The sequence below is a fragment of the Maribellus sp. CM-23 genome (assembly GCF_021354595.1).
Lineage (GTDB): Bacteria > Bacteroidota > Bacteroidia > Bacteroidales > Prolixibacteraceae > Draconibacterium.
This window is the reverse complement of sequence record NZ_JADWYJ010000004.1, coordinates 360,814-382,520: the sequence shown is the minus strand read 5'-3', so window position 1 is coordinate 382,520 and position 21,707 is coordinate 360,814. Positions and strand designations below refer to the sequence as shown.

General features: G+C 46.1%; 19 protein-coding genes. 7 read left to right on the top strand and 12 right to left on the bottom strand.

Annotated features, from left to right (window positions below):
• Window positions 1-36: 36 nt before the first annotated feature.
• The 4 genes from INQ51_RS15480 (at window position 37) to INQ51_RS15465 (ending at window position 7,384) form a co-directional block, all read left to right on the top strand.
• The gene (locus INQ51_RS15480; protein WP_233378859.1) at window positions 37-1,902 is read left to right on the top strand and encodes a right-handed parallel beta-helix repeat-containing protein; all 1,866 of its coding nucleotides are present in this window, start codon (window positions 37-39) and stop codon (window positions 1,900-1,902) included.
• Between the two features lie 698 nt (window positions 1,903-2,600).
• A complete protein-coding gene (locus INQ51_RS15475; RefSeq protein WP_233378858.1) occupies window positions 2,601-5,021 on the top strand; it encodes a prolyl oligopeptidase family serine peptidase in 2,421 nt (806 codons plus the stop codon).
• A gap of 339 nt (window positions 5,022-5,360) precedes the next feature.
• On the top strand, window positions 5,361-6,548 hold the full coding sequence (locus INQ51_RS15470) for an aldo/keto reductase (RefSeq protein WP_233378857.1): 1,188 nt from the start codon (window positions 5,361-5,363) through the stop codon (window positions 6,546-6,548).
• Between the two features lie 56 nt (window positions 6,549-6,604).
• On the top strand, window positions 6,605-7,384 hold the full coding sequence (locus INQ51_RS15465; RefSeq protein ID WP_233378856.1) for an alpha/beta fold hydrolase: 780 nt from the start codon (window positions 6,605-6,607) through the stop codon (window positions 7,382-7,384).
• 57 nt (window positions 7,385-7,441) lie between these two features.
• Here the strand turns inward: INQ51_RS15465 and INQ51_RS15460 are convergent, their stop codons facing one another.
• From INQ51_RS15460 to INQ51_RS15410, 11 genes are all read right to left on the bottom strand, one after another.
• Window positions 7,442-7,948: a complex I 24 kDa subunit family protein gene (locus tag INQ51_RS15460; protein WP_119439753.1), complete on the bottom strand. Its 507-nt coding sequence runs from the start codon at window positions 7,946-7,948 to the stop codon at window positions 7,442-7,444.
• A gap of 70 nt (window positions 7,949-8,018) precedes the next feature.
• Window positions 8,019-8,381 (bottom strand): four helix bundle protein, encoded by a 363-nt coding sequence (locus tag INQ51_RS15455; protein WP_233378855.1) that lies wholly within the window; start codon window positions 8,379-8,381, stop codon window positions 8,019-8,021.
• Between the two features lie 51 nt (window positions 8,382-8,432).
• Window positions 8,433-10,184 (bottom strand): NADH-dependent [FeFe] hydrogenase, group A6, encoded by a 1,752-nt coding sequence (locus INQ51_RS15450; protein WP_233378854.1) that lies wholly within the window; start codon window positions 10,182-10,184, stop codon window positions 8,433-8,435.
• A gap of 16 nt (window positions 10,185-10,200) precedes the next feature.
• A complete protein-coding gene (locus INQ51_RS15445; RefSeq protein WP_233378853.1) occupies window positions 10,201-11,994 on the bottom strand; it encodes an NADH-quinone oxidoreductase subunit NuoF in 1,794 nt (597 codons plus the stop codon).
• Between the two features lie 17 nt (window positions 11,995-12,011).
• Window positions 12,012-12,407, bottom strand: a complete 396-nt coding sequence (locus INQ51_RS15440) for a (2Fe-2S) ferredoxin domain-containing protein (RefSeq protein ID WP_119439750.1) — start codon at window positions 12,405-12,407, stop codon at window positions 12,012-12,014.
• A 26-nt stretch (window positions 12,408-12,433) separates the two neighbouring features.
• Window positions 12,434-12,979: an ATP-binding protein gene (locus tag INQ51_RS15435; RefSeq protein ID WP_233378852.1), complete on the bottom strand. Its 546-nt coding sequence runs from the start codon at window positions 12,977-12,979 to the stop codon at window positions 12,434-12,436.
• A complete protein-coding gene (locus INQ51_RS15430) occupies window positions 12,976-13,716 on the bottom strand; it encodes a PHP domain-containing protein (RefSeq protein WP_233378851.1) in 741 nt (246 codons plus the stop codon). Before INQ51_RS15430 ends, INQ51_RS15435 begins: the two co-directional genes overlap by 4 nt.
• 1 nt (window position 13,717) lies before the next feature.
• A complete protein-coding gene (locus INQ51_RS15425) occupies window positions 13,718-14,083 on the bottom strand; it encodes a DRTGG domain-containing protein (protein WP_233378850.1) in 366 nt (121 codons plus the stop codon).
• Window positions 14,040-15,407 (bottom strand): [Fe-Fe] hydrogenase large subunit C-terminal domain-containing protein, encoded by a 1,368-nt coding sequence (locus tag INQ51_RS15420; RefSeq protein ID WP_233378849.1) that lies wholly within the window; start codon window positions 15,405-15,407, stop codon window positions 14,040-14,042. The genes INQ51_RS15425 and INQ51_RS15420 overlap by 44 nt, the downstream gene beginning before the upstream one ends.
• A 24-nt stretch (window positions 15,408-15,431) precedes the next feature.
• Window positions 15,432-15,836, bottom strand: coding sequence for an ATP-binding protein (locus INQ51_RS15415; protein ID WP_233378848.1), 405 nt, complete (start codon window positions 15,834-15,836; stop codon window positions 15,432-15,434).
• A gap of 7 nt (window positions 15,837-15,843) precedes the next feature.
• The gene (locus tag INQ51_RS15410) at window positions 15,844-16,188 is read right to left on the bottom strand and encodes a hypothetical protein (protein WP_119439744.1); all 345 of its coding nucleotides are present in this window, start codon (window positions 16,186-16,188) and stop codon (window positions 15,844-15,846) included.
• Window positions 16,189-16,369: 181 nt separating this feature from the next.
• Between INQ51_RS15410 and INQ51_RS15405 the strand changes: the two genes are divergently transcribed.
• The 3 genes from INQ51_RS15405 (at window position 16,370) to INQ51_RS15395 (ending at window position 19,203) form a co-directional block, all read left to right on the top strand.
• Window positions 16,370-17,302 (top strand): PAS domain-containing protein, encoded by a 933-nt coding sequence (locus INQ51_RS15405; RefSeq protein ID WP_233378847.1) that lies wholly within the window; start codon window positions 16,370-16,372, stop codon window positions 17,300-17,302.
• Window positions 17,280-18,476: a PP2C family protein-serine/threonine phosphatase gene (locus INQ51_RS15400; protein ID WP_233378846.1), complete on the top strand. Its 1,197-nt coding sequence runs from the start codon at window positions 17,280-17,282 to the stop codon at window positions 18,474-18,476. Before INQ51_RS15405 ends, INQ51_RS15400 begins: the two co-directional genes overlap by 23 nt.
• 124 nt (window positions 18,477-18,600) lie before the next feature.
• Window positions 18,601-19,203, top strand: a complete 603-nt coding sequence (locus tag INQ51_RS15395) for a hypothetical protein (RefSeq protein ID WP_233378845.1) — start codon at window positions 18,601-18,603, stop codon at window positions 19,201-19,203.
• A gap of 208 nt (window positions 19,204-19,411) precedes the next feature.
• On the opposite strand, the gene INQ51_RS15390 is transcribed toward INQ51_RS15395, so the two are convergent.
• On the bottom strand, window positions 19,412-21,403 hold the full coding sequence (locus INQ51_RS15390; protein ID WP_233378844.1) for an OmpA family protein: 1,992 nt from the start codon (window positions 21,401-21,403) through the stop codon (window positions 19,412-19,414).
• Window positions 21,404-21,707: the final 304 nt, after the last annotated feature.

Genomic DNA, 21,707 nt, shown 5'->3' with positions numbered 1-21,707 from the left:
TTCTGCGGGATTCTTATCTTGCAACAAATAACAACTATGAAAACAAACCTATTCTTTATCATCCTGTTGGCACTGGTTGGCTTTGCTCAGTCCGCCGTCGCAACCGATGCACCAAACGACACCCTTTACATTCATTTAAAAGATTACGGTTTGTACAAAACCAAAGACAGAGATGCGGTTAAATACATCAACAAAGCGCTGGAAGATATCAAGGGAGATCAGCCCAAAGTTTTGTTGTTTAGTCCGGGAGAATACCATTTTTACCCCAATGAATGCACGAAGAAAACCTATTTCGAATCGAATACCACCGATATCAACCCCAAAGCCTGTGCGTTTCTTTTTGAGAACGTAAACAACCTGGTGATCGACGGCCGGGGTGCCACGCTTGTTTTTCACGATCAGATGCAGCCTTTTACCTTTGATAACTGCCGCAACATTGTTTTAAAGAATCTGCGCATCGACTGGGAGCAGCCCCTGATTGCGCAGGCAAAGATCCTAAAGGTCACCGATCATTACATCGATCTTTCCTTTAACGCGAAAGAAGCCAATTTCAGGATGGAAAACGACAAACTTTATTTTCCGGAAGGCGATAAACTGAATGAATGGTACGGCACCATGGAATTCGACCAGGAAGGACGCTACATAGTACCGCAAACCGGCGACAACGGTTGTTTGGGGGACAACTGGCGGGAATACAAAGCAGTGGCTACCATGCCGGGGATTTTGAGGTTGTACAACGAGTTTGCCCGAAAACCCAAAAAAGGAAACTTCCTGGTGATGCGTTATGCCAACCGCGCTCATTCGGGGGTATTTATTACCGATTCGAAGAACATTACGGTTCAGAACTTATCTCTTTTTCATGCCACCGGCCTGGGAATTCTGGCGCAGTTTAGCGAAGACCTTACCTTCGACCGGTACCGGGCCATTCCCAACCTGGCACGCAATCATTATTTCGGTGGCGGAGACGATGGGCTGCAGGTATCCAATTGCAAAGGCCTTATAAAGGTTACCCATTGTGAATTTGCCGGTCTGATGGACGATCCGATCAATGTTCATGGCACCAGCGTTCAGGTGCAGGAGATAATGCCCGAAAACAAAGTAAAATGCAAATTTATGCACCACCAAAGCTCGGGCATGGTTTGGGGGCACAAAGGCGACCGCGTCAATTTTATCGAAAACGAACGGATGAATTCCATTGGTTCGGGAGAAGTAGTAGCCTTTCAACCTGTAAGTAAAGACATTTTTGTGCTGACGTTTTCGCAACCCGTACCCAAGACTTTACAAGTGGGCGATGCACTGGAAAATCTGACCTGGTCGCCCGATGTGGAAATCACCAACAGTCAGTTCAAAAATTGCCGGGCGCGTGGTTTGCTGGTTTCAACGCCGGGGAAAGTAGTAGTTGAAAACAATACTTTTGAATCGAGTGGCAGTGCGATCCTGATTGCCGGAGATGCCAACGGATGGTTTGAATCGGGTGCGGTGAAAGATGTTACCATCCGCAACAACACCTTTGGGGAACTTTGCAACACCAGCCCCTACCAGTTTTGCGAGGCAATTATTTCGGTTTATCCCATTATCCCGAAACTGGATGAAGAAACGCCCTGTTTTCACCGGAACATAAAAATTGAGAACAACCGCTTTCATCCATTTGATTACCCGGTGCTGTTTGCCCGTTCGGTGGACCGAATCACTTTCAACAACAACGAAGTATTCCGCAGCTACACCTTTGAGCCTTATCATAAACGGCCCTACACTTTTACATTTGAATTCTGTAAACACGTCCAGATCAGGAACAACCAGTTCTCTGACGATCTGTTGGGGAAAAATATACTACTCAAAAAAACGGAGGAATCAGAGCTGGATTCGGATATCTCCGGAACGTTCCGGATAGAGAAACTCTAAGTAAAAACAGCACTTTTACGAGGCGACAGCTATTTAAAACGAGAATAAATTACCGGCAAACAGGTTACCTTTTAACCCGGAACCGAACTTTATAATAGAAGGACGCATTTCAATTATAATATATTTATTTTACCAACAAAGTTGTAGAAGCTTTGTGGTGACGCTTTTTGAAGTAGAACCCAAAATAAAAAACCGTTCGAGGCCGAACGGTTTTTTTATTTCTAAAGTCAGGTAGAACGCTGTGACGCTTTTTGAAAGATGATTGATATTTTACAAACCCTAAATATAAAACCAACCATGTTGTAGAAGTCGCTCTACCCTGTTATTCTTTGTCGCTTGATTCTTAAAAGACAACTACCAGACCAAAAAATACAAAACACTGGGAAACAAAGCATTAATGCTGTGCCAGAAATTTTCTCTTTCCCAGTATGGGATTTTTTTCTTCAAATGAGCCGCTTTCAGCCTACAGAACGGTTTTCTTTTCCTGCTTTATAATTCAACATAAATAGCAGCAAGTTCCGGTAATTACAAAAAGGATATTCAGACAACCCTTCAATGCTCATTCCATCCGATTGGCGGTGAAATCCCTTTTCGGATACCTCACACGATCAAACTAAGCAGTTAAAAAAACGTTTTCCCCGATGATTTTTATAAATTCGTGAGTTACATCCTAAGTTTAATTCATACTATTCAATTAAATGAGAAAAACTGCACTTATCACATTGATTGTTGCCATCCTTTTTGGCAGCGCTTTTGCCCAGGTAGACATCACCTACCAGGAACCGCCAAAGGAAATCCTTGAACTGGTTGATGCTCCCGGAGTGCCCACTCCCATCTTTGATTACAAAAATGAAAACATTGTGCTGCTGAACAGAAGCCGCTTTAAAAGCATTGCCGAACTCTCGGAAACCGAACTGCGCCTGGCCGGGCTGCGTATTAATCCCGTAACCAACATCGGTAGCAGAACAAACTATTACACCAACGTTTCGCTGATGAAAGTAGGTGACAGAGAAGAAAAAGTAGTTACCGGATTACCCGAAAAACCGGTTTTAGCCAACTTCAGCTGGTCGCCCGATCAAACAAAAATGGCTTTTACCCATACAACTTCGAAAGGCGTGGAATTGTGGGTGCTCGACATTGCAAGCGCCACCTGTAAAAAGCTCAGCGATGCCAACCTGAATGCCAACCTTGGATCGCCCTTTGAATGGTTTGACAGCAGCGATAGATTGCTGGTCAAATTTATTCCGGACGACCGTCAGCCTTTGATTGATAAATCAACTACCGTACCTACAGGCCCGAGTGTTTCAGTAAGCGACGGCACCAAAGCCCAAAACCGCACCTACCAGGACTTGCTGAAAGACAAAGCCGACGAATTTAATTTTGAACAACTGGTTCGTTCCACCTTATACACGGTTGACCTGAACGGTAAAAAAGACTTCTGGAAAGAAACCGCCATGTACGCCGGTTTTAACTTTTCTCCCGATGGAGTCTATGTGATGGTGGAAACCCTTCACAAGCCGTTTTCCTACCTGGTTACACTCGACCGCTTTCCGCAAAAAACAATCATTTACGACCAGGATGGCAAAGAAATAAAGCTTGTCCTCGACACACCACTCGAAGAAGTACGTCCGCAGGGTTTTATGGCTACCACAAAAGAAATCAGAAGCTTGAGGTGGCGTTCCGACAAACCGGCAGAACTGTATTACGTGAAAGCACTCGATGAAGGCGATCCGGCTATCGAGGTACCTTTCCGCGACGAAATATTCACGTTGAAAGCGCCTTTTGACGGCGAGCCCGTTTCCATTTTAAAAACCCAACAACGCTATCGCGGAATTACCTGGGGAAGCGACGAAGTAGCGATTGCCTATGACCGCTGGTGGAATACCCGCAACACAAAAACCTATCTCTTCAATCCATCCAACCCATCGCAAGAGCCGGAAATTCTTTTTGACCGCAACGAGAACGACCGTTACAATGATCCGGGATCGTTTGTTACCGAAAGAAACGAACTGGGGCAATACACGCTCACACTCAACAAAAACAAGGTTTACCTCACCGGAACCGGTTATTCTCCGGAAGGTATCCGTCCGTTTTTTGATGAATTTGACCTGAAGTCAAAAGAAAACCTGCGTTTGTGGCGTGCCGACGGCAAAGAAACCCTTGAAAATATATCGCGTGTTCTGGATGCCAAAACCGGAGTTTTACTCACCCGCGTGGAGGCCAGTACCACTTTCCCCAACTATTTCATCCGAAACACAAAAAGACGGATTGCCCCCCAACAACTTACTTTCTTTGCCAACCCGATTGAAAGCTTAAACGGAATTCACAAAGAAGTGATCACCTACAAACGCGACGACGGAATTGAGCTGTCGGGCACTCTGTATCTGCCTGCCGGATACGACCGCGAGAAGAAGGAAAAGCTACCCATGATTCTTTGGGCCTATCCGCGTGAATACAAAGACAAATCCACTGCCGGGCAGGTAACTTCGTCGCCCCATACCTTTACTTACCCCGGGTACGGATCGGTTATCTTTTGGGTAACCCAGGGTTATGCCATCCTCGACGGGGCCGCTTTCCCAATTGTTGGCGAAGGCGATAAAGAACCCAACGACACCTTTATCAAACAACTGGTTGCCAATGGCAAAGCGGCCATTGATGCGGTTGACGAGCTTGGTTACATTGACCGCAACCGAGTAGCCGTGGGAGGCCATTCGTACGGTGCGTTTATGACCGCCAACCTACTCTCTCGTTGCGATTTGTTTGCTGCCGGAATTGCAAGAAGCGGCGCTTACAACCGCACACTTACTCCTTTTGGTTTCCAAAGTGAAGAACGCACCTATTGGGAAGCGCCGGAAATCTATTACAACATGTCGCCGTTTATGCACGCCGACAAAATGAAAACGCCGCTCTTGCTGATACATGGTGAGGCCGACAACAATTCGGGAACTTATCCTCTGCAAAGCGAGCGCTATTTTAATGCACTAAAAGGTCTGGGAGCAACTGTCCGCCTGGTAATGTTACCCAAGGAAAGTCACGGGTATGCTGCCCGCGAATCGATCCTTCATATGCTTTGGGAGCAAAATGAATGGCTGGATAAATACGTAAAAAACAAAAAATAAGCGATAACAGTAAAGCCCGGAAATTCTCCGGGTTTTATTTTTTCGGGCAACAAAGAAAATTCTTAAAGTTGACTATCTCCGAGGCAAGCCAAGAAGTATTAGACTAACTTTATTTCGCAAAAAACTGAAAATCGAATTTTCTTTATTTCACCCCTCTGTCATCCGTCAATAGACGAATGACATCTCCCCTGAATTTCAGGGGAGAATATAAGGCCCCCGTGGCTTGCCACGAGGAATTATTTGACTAACAATAACAGAACATTAACTCAAACAATTTTTGCCGGCTCCTGTTAAGTTCTGTTGAGGTTTTTAAGGAGCTTTGTTGAAAATTATGAGCATATGGCTTCAATTCTGAATCAAAAAGAAGGAATGGAATACCGACGTTTCGGTAAGACAGAGAAACACCTGAGCGTTATTACCTTGGGAGGGATGCGCTTTAAACACGGCTGGGATGAACCCCGGAACGAAATTCCGAAAGACACGCTCGAGCAGTGCCTGAACATGGTGCGTCATGCTTTTGACGCCGGAATGAACCATATTGAAACCGCCTGGGGCTATAAAAAAAGTGAAACAGTTTACGGGAAAGTGCTGAACGAAGAGCTTTCGGTGCCGCGTTCATCGTACCACCTAATGACAAAGGGAAACCCACTGACGACCAGCGATACCAGAAAGCAGGTTGAAACCCAGCTAAAAGACCTGCAAACCGATTATCTTGATTTTTATGGCTGGCACGGCCTGAATACACAGGAACTTTTTGAGCAAAGCAGTAAGCCGGGAGGCGCAGTGGAAGAGCTGCTGAAACTAAAAGAAGAAGGCATTATCCGCCACGTGGGGTTTAGTACACACGCTCCGTTGCACGTGATCATCCGGGCCATTGAGTCAGGTTTGTTTGAATTTGTCAATCTTCATTACTACTATTTTGATCAGCGTAACCTGGCCGCAGTAAACATGGCGCAGGCAAACGATATGGGCGTGTTCATTATTTCTCCCAACGACAAGGGCGGGCAGCTTTTTAGAGCTCCTGAAAAGGTAAGAAACGCCACCTCTCCCCTCACTCCCATTCAGTGGAATGCAAGGTTTTGTTTGCAAAATCCGGCCGTTCATACGCTTTCGTTTGGGATGACGGAAAGTGAACATTTTGAGGAAATGAAAGGTATTTTTCCCTTTACTCTTCCATGGTCTCCACAGGAAGAAAACATTAAGTTGCAACTGGACAGTTTTGTCAACGACGATCCCTTTGCCGGCTACGATGGCTACGATCTGCAAAATGATCCCTCTGAAATTAATATTCCGCAGGTTCTTCGCTTACGAAAGCTCTGGAAATGTTACGACATGAAGGAATACGCCCAATACCGCTACAAGATTTTTGAGCAAAAAAGCCATTGGTTTCCGGGTGTTTTTCCCACCCGCGAGAACATTGCGAAAATCGACTGCACCAAAGTTCCTTCCAACCTTCCGTTAAAAGAGATGCTGGCCGAAACACACCGCGCTTTATATGTCCCGGACTTTAAGTTAGCAAGCAATTAACATTATTCAACAATTAGGCTGGAAGTTCGTTCTTAAATAAATTCTACATTTGTGCCATGTTATATCATAAAACATTCCGGCATAAGTCTTCGCAAACGTGGGTCGTTTTCATTCACGGAGCGGGAGGAAGTAACGTAGTGTGGTTTAGACAGCTGCGTGAATTCAAGAAGCACTTTAATGTGTTGTTGGTTGATTTGCGCGGCCACGGAAAATCAAAAAAAGAATATACACAGGAAGAGATTTACAAATTCGACGAGATTGCACTGGACGTGATCAAAACCATGGATCACCTGCAGGTTGAAAAAGCACATCTAGTTGGTATTTCGCTGGGTTGTATTGTCATCCGGGCCATGGATAAGCTGGCTCCCGGGCGCGCCGAATCGATTATTCTAGGCGGTGCGGTTATTCAGTTTAATTCGCGAATAAAGGTATTGCTGAACGTGGCCAAATTGCTGAATTCGATTATTCCGTACATGTGGCTGTATAGAATCAATGCCTGGATTCTGATTCCTTATAAAAAGGACATTGAATCGAGAAAATTATTTATAAAAGAGGCGGTTCGTTTGGGTGAAAAAGAATTCAGAAAATGGCTGCGAATGTCTTCTGAAATCAAGCTGAATTTGCAGGAATTTCTGATGAAGGAAGCATCGGCTCCGGTACTCTATATTATGGGCGACCGCGACCATATGTTTCTGCCAATGGTTTCCAACCTGGTAAAACAACATTTTAATTCGCGGCTGGAAGTGATCAGCAACAGCGGGCATGTTTGCAACATCGATCAGCCCGACGTTTTCAACGAACATTCAATCCGCTTTATCAAAAGCATTTCAGGATAAATAAAAAATCCCTCCGGATTCTCCGAAGGGATTTTTTGTATTTGCTTGTTATCCAAATTAAGCTGTTTTACTGTCGGAAGTACAACCATCGCGGTATTCGGCAATGATCTTTTTAACATCCGTCGGAGCAACACGACCGTACACTTTTTCGCCAACGGTCACTACTGGAGCCAGTCCGCAGGCCCCTACACAACGCAGGCAATTGATCGAAAACATTCCATCCTCTGTCGATTCACCCACTTCCACCTTTAACTGGCGCTTGAATTCGCTCAACACCTGCTCGGCACCACGCACATAACACGCTGTTCCCATGCAAATGGAAATCGGGTGTTCGCCCTGCGGAATCATGGTAAAGAAGCTGTAAAAAGTAACGACCCCGTATACTTTTGCCACAGAAGCTTTCAGTTCTTTGGCAATCACTTCCTGTACCTCGGCCGGCAAATACCCCAGTTCTCCCTGTACCTTGTGTAAAACATTGATCAATTCACTTTCCTTGTTCCCAAACTCAGCACAAATCGTTTTGATGAGTTCAATGGTATGTTCTGCTAATTTTATTTTTGGCATCGCTTTTTTGATTTAATTTTAAGTAAATCAGTAATTTGTTATTCTTTTCCGAACAGTCATCAGTCAGTTGTCACTGGTCATCTGTTTTTCCGATCGATTTGATGTAGTTATTGTGTCGCTTCCCAAGTTCATCCAGCTTTAAAATCAAATGAAGATGGGTTTCATTATCGATCAGATTTCTGTTTTTAGCTTTTTGCAACCAAGTCCGTGTTTCACTTTGTGATCCTCTTGAATAATATTGAAACTGCTTGTTTTCTTTGTAAAAGTACCTTCCATATCCTTCCGAAATATTCGAAGCCATTGAATCAGCAGCTTCAATTAACTGCTTACCAGTTGTCCATTTGTGGAAGCTCTCCCATTGATCTACAATAGCAAAAACTTCTTCTCCTATTTCCATTGCCAACTGATATACAACTAAATCTTCTAGTCTCATGATTACTTCTTTTTGAATTACAAGTGACCAATAACCATTGACCAATGACTCTTATGTCCTGTCAAAGTATTCTGTATGCAATAAATGATGTGCTTTTTCACTCATCGGTTTGCCCAGGAACTCTTCGTAAAGCTTCACGATGTATGGATTCTCGTGTGACTTGCGGATGACTTTGTTCCGGTCTTCGGTATAGAGAGCCATCTGGCGTTTTTTCAACACATCGGCATTTCCATGATGGTAGGGCTGACCGCCGCCACCAATACATCCACCGGGGCAACTCATAATTTCAATGGCGTGGAACTCACTTTTCCCTGCCTGAATATCTTCCAGCAGTTTGCGTGCATTTCCCAGTCCGTGCGCAATACCAATTTTGATGGGTAAACCGTTAAAATCGATCGTGGCTTCGCGAATACCTTCCATACCGCGTAACTCGTCAAAATCGAGGCGCGGAAGCTCTTTTTGGGTGTGCACCTCATAAGCTGTACGAACTGCCGCTTCAATCACACCTCCGGTAGTACCAAAAATAACACCGGCACCACTCGATTCGCCCAGCGGATGATCAAAGTCCTCGTTTGGCAAGGCTTTAAAATCGATGCTCGATAATTTGATCAAAGCTCCCAGTTCCCGGGTTGTAATCGCATAATCCACATCCGGATTATCATTGGTTTTGAATTCGTCGCGCCCGCATTCATACTTTTTAGCTACGCACGGCATAATGGAAACCACCACCAAATCTTCGCGTTTAACACCCAGTTTATCGGCCAAATACGTTTTGGCAATGGCACCAAACATTTGCTGCGGCGAGCGGGCGGTAGAAGGAATGTCCTTCATTTCGGGGAACTGATGTTCAAAGAATTTCACCCAGGCCGGGCAACACGAAGTCAGGATCGGCAATTTTACGTCTTTATCTCCGTCAAGGTGTTTTTGAAGCCTGCTCAGCAATTCAGTACCTTCTTCCATAATGGTAAGGTCGGCTGCAAAGTCGGTATCAAAAACATAATCAAAACCAAGTCGTTTCAGGGCGGCTACCAGTTTCCCGGTTACCAGTGTTCCGGCTTCCATTCCAAACTCCTCGCCCAGTGCAGCACGTACCGCCGGAGCTGTTTGCACAATCACGGTTTTGGTCGGATCAGAAAGTGCGCGAATCACTTTTCCTGTTTCGTCTACTTCGGTGAGCGCGCCGGTCGGACAAACTGCCACACATTGTCCGCAGTAAGTACAAACCGAGTGATCGAGATTCATCTCAAATGCCGGCGAAACTACCGACTGAAAACCACGGTTGATCGCAGAGAGAACCCCCACGGTCTGCACTTCGTTACACATGGTTTCGCAACGGCGGCACATGATACATTTATCTACTTCACGAATAATCGCCGGAGAAGTGTCTTCGCGGTAGGTCGACTGTTCGCCTTTGTAATGAATTTCGCGAATACCAAGGCGGTGCGCCATGTCCTGCAAGTCGCAGTTTCCCGATTTCGCACAAACCAGGCAATCAAACGGGTGATCGGAAAGAATGAGTTCCATAACCGTGCGGCGCGCATTGATTACGCGCATCGAGTGGGTATTCACTTCCATTCCGTCGTTTGCCTCGGTGCAGCAGGCCGGCGCCAGGTTCCGACGACCGTTTACCTCTACCACACAAATACGGCAGCCTCCGGGTTTGTTTTCAATATTCAGATCTTCCAGTTTCATATGGCAAAGCGTAGGAATATCGATGCCGATGCCCGACGCCGCCTCCAAAATAGTGGTGCCTTTTTTCACCACCACAGGTTTATGATCGATTGTAAGATTGATTGTATCCATATTGTTTAGCTCCTGATTAAGTTAGAATGACTGCGTTAAACTTGCACTTTTCGTAACAAACACCACATTTGATACACAGCGACTGATCGATGTAATGCGGCTGCCTGCGTTCGCCTGTGATGGCCCCCACGGGGCAGTTACGGAAACACAGCGTACAACCCGTACACATTTCTTCCAGAATATCGTAACGCAACAGCGACTTACACTGGCCTGCCGGACATTTACCGTCTACAACATGCGCCAGGTATTCATTTTCAAAATTGCTGATGGTGGAAAGAACCGGGTTGGGCGATGTTTGTCCCAGACCACACAAAGCAGTGTCTTTGATCACAACACTTAGTTCTTTCAGCCTTTCGATGTCCTCGGCCTCTCCTTTCCCCTGGGTGATTTTATCCAGAATTTCGTACAAACGCTTGTTCCCGACACGGCAGGGCGTACATTTCCCGCAGGATTCTTCCAGCGTGAAATCGAGGTAGAATTTGGCAATGGAAACCATGCAATCGTCTTCATCCATCACAATCATACCGCCCGATCCCATCATCGATCCAACAGCCAGCAGGTTGTCGTAATCAATCGGAATATCCAGGTGTTCTTTGGTTAAGCACCCACCTGACGGGCCACCGGTTTGAACGGCTTTGAATTCTTTTCCATCTTTAATTCCGCCGCCAATGTCGTAAATAACCTCGCGAAGCGTTGTTCCCATCGGAACTTCGATCAGCCCCACGTTGTTGATTTTACCTGCCAGTGCAAAAACCTTTGTTCCTTTTGATTTTTCGGTACCAATGCTGCTAAACCAGGCTGCTCCCTTGTTAATGATCACCGGGATGTTGGCCAGCGTTTCCACGTTGTTAACGTTGGTAGGTTTCCCCATATAGCCTGACACCGACGGAAATGGCGGTTTAAAAGTAGGTTCACCACGCAGTCCTTCCATCGAATGGATCAGCGCCGTTTCCTCGCCACATACAAAAGCTCCGGCTCCGTAACGCAATTCAATCCTGAAATTAAAGCCGGTTCCCAGGATATCATCTCCCAACAGGCCATATTCTTCTGCCTGCCGGATCGCCACTTTCAAACGCTGAATGGCCAGCGGATATTCGGCCCGGATATACACCAGCCCGGTATCGGCACCGATGCAGTAGCCACAAATGGCCATGGCTTCAATCACTGAATGCGGGTCGCCTTCCAAAATCGAGCGGTCCATAAAAGCGCCGGGGTCTCCCTCATCGGCGTTACAAACCACGTATTTCTGATCGTTCTCAACATTTCGGGTAATTTCCCATTTCAAACCGGTAGGAAAACCACCGCCCCCGCGTCCGCGAAGTCCGGAGTCTTTCACTTCCTTTATTGCTTCCCCGGGCGTCATCTCGGTCAGGCATTTCCCCAAGGCCTGGTAGCCATCGCGGGCAATGCACTCGTCGATGTTCTCAGGGTTGATAAAACCACAGTTCCGCAAGGCAACACGGATCTGCTTTTTGTAGAAGTCCATGCCTTTCGAATCGCTGACGTGTTTTTCCGATTTCGGATCGGTATACAGCAAGCGCGGAACAGGGCGTCCTTTTACCACGTGCTCTTTAATGATCTCTTCCGCATCCGAAGGTTTTACCTGGACATAGAAAGTATTATCGGGCAGCACTTTTACGATCGGGCCCTTTTCGCAAAAACCAAAGCAACCGGTCATCACCACCTGCACCTCGTCTTCCAGTCCGTGTTTCTCAATAAACTGATTTAGTCTGTTCTTTATCTCATCGCTTTCCGAGGCTTTACATCCGGTACCGCCACAGATCAGCAAATGCATTTTGTAATCGGTCATAGTTAGATTGTATAGTTTTAATCGTCAATGGTTTTAAAATTTACCGGGATAATACCGTCGATCAGTTCACCTCGTTTGATGTAACTATTGATGATTTCGTGCACTTTTTCCTTATCCACGTGACCAAACACCACCGGATCTTTTTTCGGAAGCGTTACTTCAACCGTAGGTTCTGCGTAACAATAGCCCATACAGCCGGTTTGTGTAACAACGGCATCAATGGCTTCCTGTTCCAGTTCTTCAATAAAAAACTTCATCGTTTCTTTTGCTCCGGAAGCAATGCCGCATGTTGCCATTCCTACCTTCACCTGCACCACCTGCTCGGGGTGATTGCTGGTTTCCCGAAGTTTTATTTTTGTCTGCACCTCTTCTTTCATTTTGCGGAGGTCAGCCAGTGATTTGATTTTTCCCATATTGATTTTTTTAAATTTGTGTTCTGTTATCTAGCCCCAATATCGCTGAGGTTGGTTTTTATGTATTCTATTATTCCTTCCCGTATTTCCTTTTGCTGAAAAGAAACATCTCCGACAATTTCTTTTAGCTCCTTAAAACTGAAACTGAACGTGCCTTTTTCTGTCTGATGCGAGTAAATCAGGTCTCCTTTGTCATAACTCAGCAGCATCAGGTACAAAGTATTCCAGATATCTCCCAGCGGAGGTCTGTCGAAGTTCGACCGCTGAAAAACAGCCACCAGTCGGGTTCCTTTTTCCGGCTGCGATTCCAGTTTGAAAGATCCTCCGGCTGCTTCGGCATTTTGTTTCAGTAAAGGCAAGCCGAGACCCACCTTTCGGGTTTTCCGCGATGTAAAGAACGGATCGGTTGCACGGCTGAGCGTTTCTGCATCCATCCCGCAACCGTTGTCGTTGATAGTCAACGAACAAATGTCCTTTTTTTTGTTTTCAACAACTATGATTTCAATCAAGGTTGCCCCCGCACTTACCGAATTCTGAACAATGTCTAATATGTGTTCCGAAAGTGTTCTCATAATGCTTCTACATAGCGGTTGTTTTGCCGGTTAAGCGCCATTTTAATTTCACTGAAACTTAATTCTTCCAGGTAAAATGAAGAAAAACTTCGCCCGATATCCTCGGGAAAGTGGGCATCGGAATCATACACCAGCGAAACTTCTTCGCCAATGTTGTATCGCTCACGAATATGCGCGGGTTTTGTTTGGCCGGTAACTTCAAGCGCATCAAAACGCAGCCGGGGGGGCAAAAATCCGAGTTGGGAAAACAAGCCGTTCAACGGCCGGTTAACATGTGCCGGGATAAAGATTCCGTTTAATTCATCTACTTTTTTTTGAACGTTGGAAATTCCTTTGTTCAGGGCCGAAGTCAGGTAATAAGGCACCATTTCCAGGATGTTTTCATCAGCATCCACCACCGGCTGGTAGCCAAAGTGCCCTTCTTTGTTCGGTACTTTTTGAATGTTTTCTTCCAGGTAAGTTTGAAATTGAAGTAGTTCATCCCGGGTTTCGAAAAAAGCCAGGCAATGAACTTCCTCTTTGGTGGTAACCTCGGCACCAGTCAGTACAAATATTCCCTCTTTTTGTGCCAGTTCCTTTACCAGCCAGGCATTCCGGGTCGAATTATGATCGGCAATTCCGATGATGGAAAGCCCGGATTCCTTTGATTTTTGCACAATATTCGCAGGCGACATTTCCACATCGGCGCAGGGCGACAAAACGGTGTGTATGTGTAAATCTGCCCGGAATTGCTGCATTCTACTGGTTTAAAACATTGTACAGTTTACCGGCTATTTCAAACGTTTGCCGGTTGGTTCCCAGTATCGGAATACTTTCTTCGTTGCTGTGTTCCAGTGTGTCTTCCTCCGGCTCGCGGTCTTTTACCAGAATCACCGCGGCCAGGTCTTTTAACGAAGCAATGGCCATTACATTCTGATGAGTCTGCAGGGTGATCCAAACATCTCCCTCGCCTGCATTTCCCATCACATCGCTCAACAGGTCGGAAACATAGCCACCTGTTACTTCGCGGTCTAATCCGTCTTCACCCGAAAAAACTTTCAGTCCGAACTTTTCAACTAAATCAGAAACCTTCATTTCTACCTCCTCTTTTATTACAGTCTGCATCAAATCTGTTTTTACCCCAGGCTTTTTCAAGATTTTTGGTAGCCCTGGCTAGTGTGATCTTATTTTCGTTTAAATACCTGTTCTGAAGAAAAATACAATCCGACATTTTGGCTTTTCCCTGCACCATGTCTTCGGCCAGCGCATGGCAATTGGGAGCGCCACAGGCCGCGCAGTCGATACCCGGCAGCTGGCACAAAATGCGCTCTACTTTCTGCAGTTTTTCCAGCGCTTTCATCCGGTCGCTGTCGAGTGCAAAAACATAGTCGGGTTGAATCGGATTTATTTTCAGTTTGTCTTTTAAGTCCTGAACGTTGCAATTGGTAATCGGGCAGTCCTTTGTTACCGGGTAGCGTTTGGCTCTCTTTTGGAGTCTTTCCACGGTAAGGAAGCGGTTACCGGTAAGCAGAATACCGCCGGCACATCCCTGGTGACACGATTTCAACTCCAGGAAGTCGAGTTCGGGAATGTCGTCGTTCTCCATGCGCTCCAGAATTTTCACCACATTGTGAATGCCGTCCACCGCCATCGATTTGCGCTTAAAATGACGAGCTTCGCCACGTGGCAGGCTCCACACAATGCCGTCGTGTGTAAGTTGATCGCGGCAGCACGACGTATCCTGTTCTTCTTTTTTCGAGATCACTTTCATGATCTGGCTGTAGAGGTCGTTCATGTTGATCAGTCCGTCCACAATCGATTCTTTCTCACCCAACGGACGTTTAACGGCGGCCATTTTTGCCGAACAGGGCGAAATGTAGAAAATACCGATCTCTTCCCGCCGCGCGCCTTCTTTGGTTAAAAGTTGCAGGGCATAGGCTGCCGCCAGGTCGTGCGGAGCATTCACCAAAACCAGGTTGTCGATCAGCGACGGATACCTGTACCGGATTAAACGCACAATGGCCGGGCAAAAAGAAGAAATCAATGGTTTCGATTCGGCGGCATCCACCTGCTCACGAATACTGTCGATCAGCAGCTGGATTGGTTGTTCCACCTCAAAAATATGGGTAAAGCCCAGCTTTAGCAAGGCTTCGTAAATGCTCCCTTCGCTGTATGCTTCCGGAAATTGTCCGATCATTACAGACGAAAACAAGGCCACGCGGTATTTATAATTCTGCAGTTGATCCAGCGCGTCGTGATCCATGTAAAATGCATCTACAGGGCAAACCCGCAAACAGTTGCCGCAATCCACACAACGGTCCGGATTTATATTCGCTACTCCTTCCCTGATACGGATGGCCTCCGTAGGACAGGTTTTCATGCAATGGGTGCAGCCCATGCATTTCTCGGTATCGACCTTTATCGCGTGATATTTTTCACCAGTTTCCATTTTCCTGCAATTTTATGCTTCACTCTAAAACTGATTCCTGAACCAAACCGTCGTCCCTACGCCCCATTCGCTGGTTACATTCATTTCATCAGTATTTTTACGAATGTTGGGCAAACCCATTCCGGCACCAAAACCCATATCGCGCACTTCTTTGCTAGCGGTTGAAAATCCTTCCTGCATGGCCTGTTCAACATCTTTGATACCGGGACCACAGTCAGTCAGCGTAACTTCAATACTATTCCCGTTAATGAGTGCCGTTAATTTTCCGCCGAACGAGTGCGCCACTATGTTCACCTCTGCTTCGTAAATGGCCACAACAATGCGTTTGATGATTTTTGGATCAACCTGCAACTGCTTCAGCACTTTCTTGATCTGGCTCGAAGCACGCCCGGCCTTTTTAAAATCGCCGCTTGCTATGTCAAATTCCATCTTCATATCAGTACACCGGAGGCAGGCCGTTGCTATACAATATTCCACTGGCTCTGAATATGGAATAAGGAGTTTCGAGCAATACCAGCCCCACTTCGTTGGCCAGATCGATCATTTCCTGCGATGCGCGTTTGTTTCTCGAAAGCAACACCACTTCAATATCCGCCATTTCGGCGGTACGGATAAGCTGCACATTGGCCAGCCCGGTAATCAGCAAAATATGTTCTTCGTCGAGCGTTAAAACATCGCTCATCAGGTCTGAACTAAATGCCTTTGTTACATCGTTTGATTCAACGTTTTTCCCGGCCACCAACCGTGCGTTTGTTAAGCTAATTATTTCTGAAAGTTTCACCTGCCTGTAATCGGTTTATTAATCAATAGATTTAGTTACAAATATAATCGCCGGCAACATGATTAGGATGAATTTGAGGGCTTTCCCGCGGAATTTATAATCATTAAAAACAACAGACAGTTTCAAATGCTTTTCAAAATATGTAATTTTCAAGTGGAAAAAAATCAGACAAGCGCTAACCATGATTTACGATAAAAAATCCTTCCTCGCCGGAAACATTGAAGATCCGGAAATTCATCAGAAAATTATCGATGCCCTGCCGGTACCGATCTTCTACCGAAACACCAATGGTATGTACCAGATGTGCAACGCAGCGCACGAAAAGTTTACGGGAAAAGCCAAGGTCGATATCATCGGAAAATCGGTTTACGAAGTTCATTCCAAAGACATGGCCGATATGTATTCACACCAGGACAAGGAACTGATCAGCAACCCCGATGTGCAGGTGTACAACACGCTGGTAAAACAAAGCGACGGAAGCAAACATTACGTAATTATTAACAAAGCCGTCATTCGGGATAACGAAGGCAAAATCATCGGCATTGTAGGGTCGATCAACGATGTTACCGAGCTGAAAAAAACCGAACAACGGTTGGAAAAGGCACAGGAATCGATGGAGGTATCCTCGCAAATGATACACAAAATTTCATCGGGAATTGTAATGGTAGACCGGAACCTGAAAATTGTGGATTCGAACGAAAGCTTTGCCCGGCTGATGGGAACTGAAACAAGCGAGCTGTACGAAACCATTCCCGGGCTAAAAGGCGCCAACGTTCATGGTCTGGTTCCCGAAGTAGTGTACAAAATGATCTCGAACCTGCTGACTTCGGGCGAAGAAAAGGTAGAGCGCGACCTGAAGTTTCACAACAAGCTTCTGCATGTTTCGGTGCTTACCTTGTACAAAAACCATGTGGTTGGAGCGGTTTTCCGCGATATGTCGGCTCCGATGCTGGTTCAGGACGAAATCATCAACCGCGCCCGCCGCATCAACAAAAAAAGCATTGAAACCGTGCAAAAAGTGGCCTTCTTACTGGGCGAAAACGCTGCCGAGACTGAAGAACTTCTGAACTCAATTATTGAAACCTACCGCTATGGAGACGAGGACAATGCCTGATTTTCATGTGGAAATAGATGTGCAGCAATTGCGCCCACGCGGCGAAACCGCCTGCGGCGATGTTTTTCAGTCGAGCATCATCCGCGAGGAAGGCCGAACCATTCTTGTTTTGAGTGATGGCATCGGGCACGGGATTAAAGCCAGTGTGCTGGCGACACTTACCGCCACCATGGCGCTGAAATATGCACAACTTCACACCAAACCCGAGATTGCCGCCCGCATTATTATGGAAACGCTTCCCAAAGGAACTGAAAAGGAAAGCTATGCCACTTTTACCATTATTGAGCTGGAAGACGACGGAAAAGTAAGGATTGTGAACTACGACAACCCGCCGGTGCTGATCATCCGCAACGGGATTTCGATGCAGGGACGCGAGTACGAACTTGACATCCGTGGTGATGAAAATACCGGGAAACGCCTGCTTTGCCGCGAATTCACGGCCCGCAAAGAAGACCGCATCCTGTTTATGTCTGACGGCGTTACGCAATCGGGACTGGGGGATCAGCGCTATCCCCTCGGTTGGGGGATGGATTCGGTGGAAGATTTTGTGATCAGCCAGGTAACCCGCATGCCCGATATATCGGCCACCAAACTCGCCCGGAAAATTGTGAACCAGGCCAGTTTGAACGACGATTTTTCGGTTAAAGACGATACTACCTGCGGAGTCATGTATTTCCGCGAACCCCGTAAATTTATGCTGATAACGGGGCCTCCGTTTTACAAAATAAAAGACTACGATTTTGTGGGTAGAGTGCAGGGTTTTAACGGAAAAAAAATCATTTGCGGAGGCACCACTGCCGAAATCATTGCCCGAGAACTAAACCTGAGCGTGGAAATTCAGCACGGAAATAAAAACATTGATACCTTGCCACCCAGTGCCACAATGGAAGGCTTTGAAATGGTAACCGAAGGAATCCTCACTCTGGGAAAGGTGGAAGAGATACTGGAAAATTACAACAGCGACACACGGCTTGGCGACACTCCTCCCGAAGAAGTGGTAAAGCTGCTCTTGCAGCACGACAGCATCGATATTATTGTGGGAACACGCATTAACTGGGCACACCAGGATCCGGAGCAACCCATCGAGCTGGAGCTGCGCAAATTTGTGATCAAACGCATTGTACGGATCCTTGTTCACAAGTTTTTTAAGAAAGTGAAGATCGAATATGTTTAGCCGCAAAGCATTGACAACACTGGCTATCGACCTTTACTTCAGCCCATTAAATTAACATAATTTAGCAAGACGGGTTGGGATTTAACATTGAGAATACCGAACTTTACTGTAATCAATTCATTCCATGAAGAAACTTTCAACCATACTGTTGCTCTTTACCTGCCTGACTTTGGCAGCCCAGCAGGAAAAATTCCTGATACAGGGAAAGGTAGTCGATGAATACGGAGAATCGCTGCCCGATGTCTACATCATCAACTTAAATACCTACGAAAAAGACATCAGTCACGAGAACGGCTTTTTTACGCTTTGGGTCTCCCCCTCCGACTCTTTGTTGTTTTCGCACATTTCTTTTTTCCGGAAAGTATCGAAAGTAAGTTCGCTGCTTATAAACCCGATCGTAAAAATGGAATCAGAACACATCGGGATGAAAGAAATTGTGGTAAGCCCCAACCAAAAAACCGATATGGACCGGGCGCGCGACAACATGTCTTTCATGAATGAGTACCAGGTTCCTCCTTTTCAAAAAATCAATCCCGACCAAAACAGTCCGGTGGTCACCATCATGACAGAACACAACCAGGTAATGCGCACCGAAGCTTCTTCGGTAAGTATCTTCCGTTTTTCTCCTTCTGATGTAATGGGCCGGGTGATTCGCCGCACCAAAAACAAAAGGGTCAGTGATTACGATTTCACCCGCAAGGTTAAAAAGCCGGAAGAAAATAAGTAACAACCAATTCCAGGAAAGTATCTTATCCCCCAAAACAAAAATTACGTTGGAAAAATCGGTTATTTACAGATAACTGCGGTATGAGTTGCAAGCTGGCTAGACGACAAGACAACCAGACGGCAAGACGTTAGGACAATTAGATTGCAATACCGAATCACAGCAAGAGGGCGAAACGACATTAAATAGAGGTGTGCAAACTTACAACAGACTAACGTTCCGGCTCGGCATCAAACTTCTCGATAAAATCGGTTGACAACACCCTGAATTCCGTACGACGATTCATCGCCTTGGCTATTTCCTGTTGCTCGGGTGTTAACTGACTGATAAACTCTTCGGTCAGCTCATCCCCTCTTTTCAGAAAATCGTATTGTTTCGCCAGTTCGCGAGTAACCGTTTTAGGCCAGGTTTCACCGTAACCTTTTGCCACCAAACGCTGCGGACTGATCCCCTTTTCAATCAGGTAATCCACCACACTTTGCGCACGTTTCTGCGACAAATCGAAGTTAAACTGGTCGCTGCCAATGTGGTCGGTATGTGCCATTAACTCAATGGTAATGGTTGGGTTGAACACCAGTACTTCTACCAGCGTATCCAGGGCAACTTTGGAACTTTCCATCAACTCCCAGCTGCCAAATTCATAATTAATGTTTTCAATTTTGATCGGCGCATCGGTTGGTGTCAAAAACATTTCAAACCTGAAATCCTTGCTTTCCTCCAGTCCAATGGTATTGGCTGCGGCCTTATCCCGCAGGTAACCATCTTTGAAAGCAGCAAAAATATATTCGGTTTCCGGTTTTAGTTTCATTTTGAAATTACCGTTTCGTGCGCGTACTTTCAGGTTGGTTCCATCGGTACCGATTACACGAACTGTAGCTCCGTCGAGCCTGCCCTTGGTTTCGTTGTCGAAAATATCGGCTTCCACTTCGTAGATTTTCGGCGGCACCATAAACGAATAGATGTCGTCGCCCCGCGATCCTTTACGGTTCGAAGTAAACATCCCTTCGTTTTCGCCGGTTACATACGAAATTCCAAAATCGTCGCCACTCGAGTTCATGGGCGAACCCATGTTGTTAACGATCCAAACATCGTCCTCGTTTTTGGTCGCCACAAACAAATCGAGTCCTCCCATACCAATGTGGCCGTCGGAAGCAAAATATAACTCACCGTTGTCTCTCACAAACGGGAACATCTCGTCGCCGGCTGTATTGATCACAGAGCCCATATTGACAGGCTTTCCGTACGAACTGCCTTCAGCCCTGGCCATCCAAATGTCTTTGCCGCCCTGCCCGCCGGGCATGTCAGAAACAAAGTACAACACCGAACCATCGGGGCTCAATGCCGGATGCGCTGCAATAATGCTGTCGCCCACCACTTCCAGTTTGATCGGTTCGGACCACGAGCCTCTCGACTGAGAAGTGGAATACAACTCGGTTCCCATGGCTTGTGTTTTATCGTAACGGCAACGTGTAAATATCATCTGTTCACCCGAAGAATTCAGTGCAGCAGCACCTTCCTCATCGCCGGTATTGATCATCAGTGTTTCATCAAGCAATTTAGGTTGCTGCCATTTCTGGCGCTGGACACTAAAATTAGCCCTGAACAAATCGGCATATTTTTGCCCGTGTATCATGCTTTCCTTTTTCCCGGTCGCAGCCTTGCGTGTGGAAGTAAAAATCACCTCGTTATCACGTCCTCCGACAAACACCGGTGCAAAATCGCTTTGAGGCGAGTTGATTTCTTTGATCGGGTTAATAATGTGCCGGGTTGGATAGGCGACCCACTCCTGTGTTTTCCGCATGGCTTCCACCCCGTCGAGGGCACGTTGGTCACCCGGAACAGAATCAAGGTAGGTCCGATACGTTTCAGTTGCTTCCTCAAAATCCTGGGTAATGCGCAACATTTCGGCATAACGCAGCAAGGCCTCATTATCGGGGTACCCCAAACGAATCGCAAACTTGTAGTTCTGGGCCGCATATTCGTACTGCCCTATTGCCCGGTAACTTTCGGCAATGTTATACGCGTACTCAATACGTTTAGTACGGCTCTTTTCTTTTTTCCGCGCCTTTTTATAAAGTTCAATGGCTTTGTAATATTCACCAATATCCTGCGAAAGCAGGGCATCACGGCCATACCGTGCCGACCCGCATCCACTCAAAATAAGTATTACCAGAGAAAGTACTGCTAATCGAATTTGCTTCATGCCCAGTTCTATTTCGGGAAGTAAAAGTAAATGTTTTTTTTAAACAGCTGTTAGGATAACGTGCGTTTAGCCGATTAAGTATTTATTGAAGGGGTGATCACTCAAAAAGATTTGTTTCTTTCATCCTTCCTTAACAAACAATATTTCTTTCAGGAAGTGAAACTCCTCACAGCCAAGTTCGGGAAATATACCCCATGTGCTCCCCTCTCCATTGCTCAGAGTTGGTTCGGCTAAATAATCTTGAAGAACAAACTCATAGTCTCACTGACTTAAGCAAGCTATCCAAATTATTGTATTTTTGCCA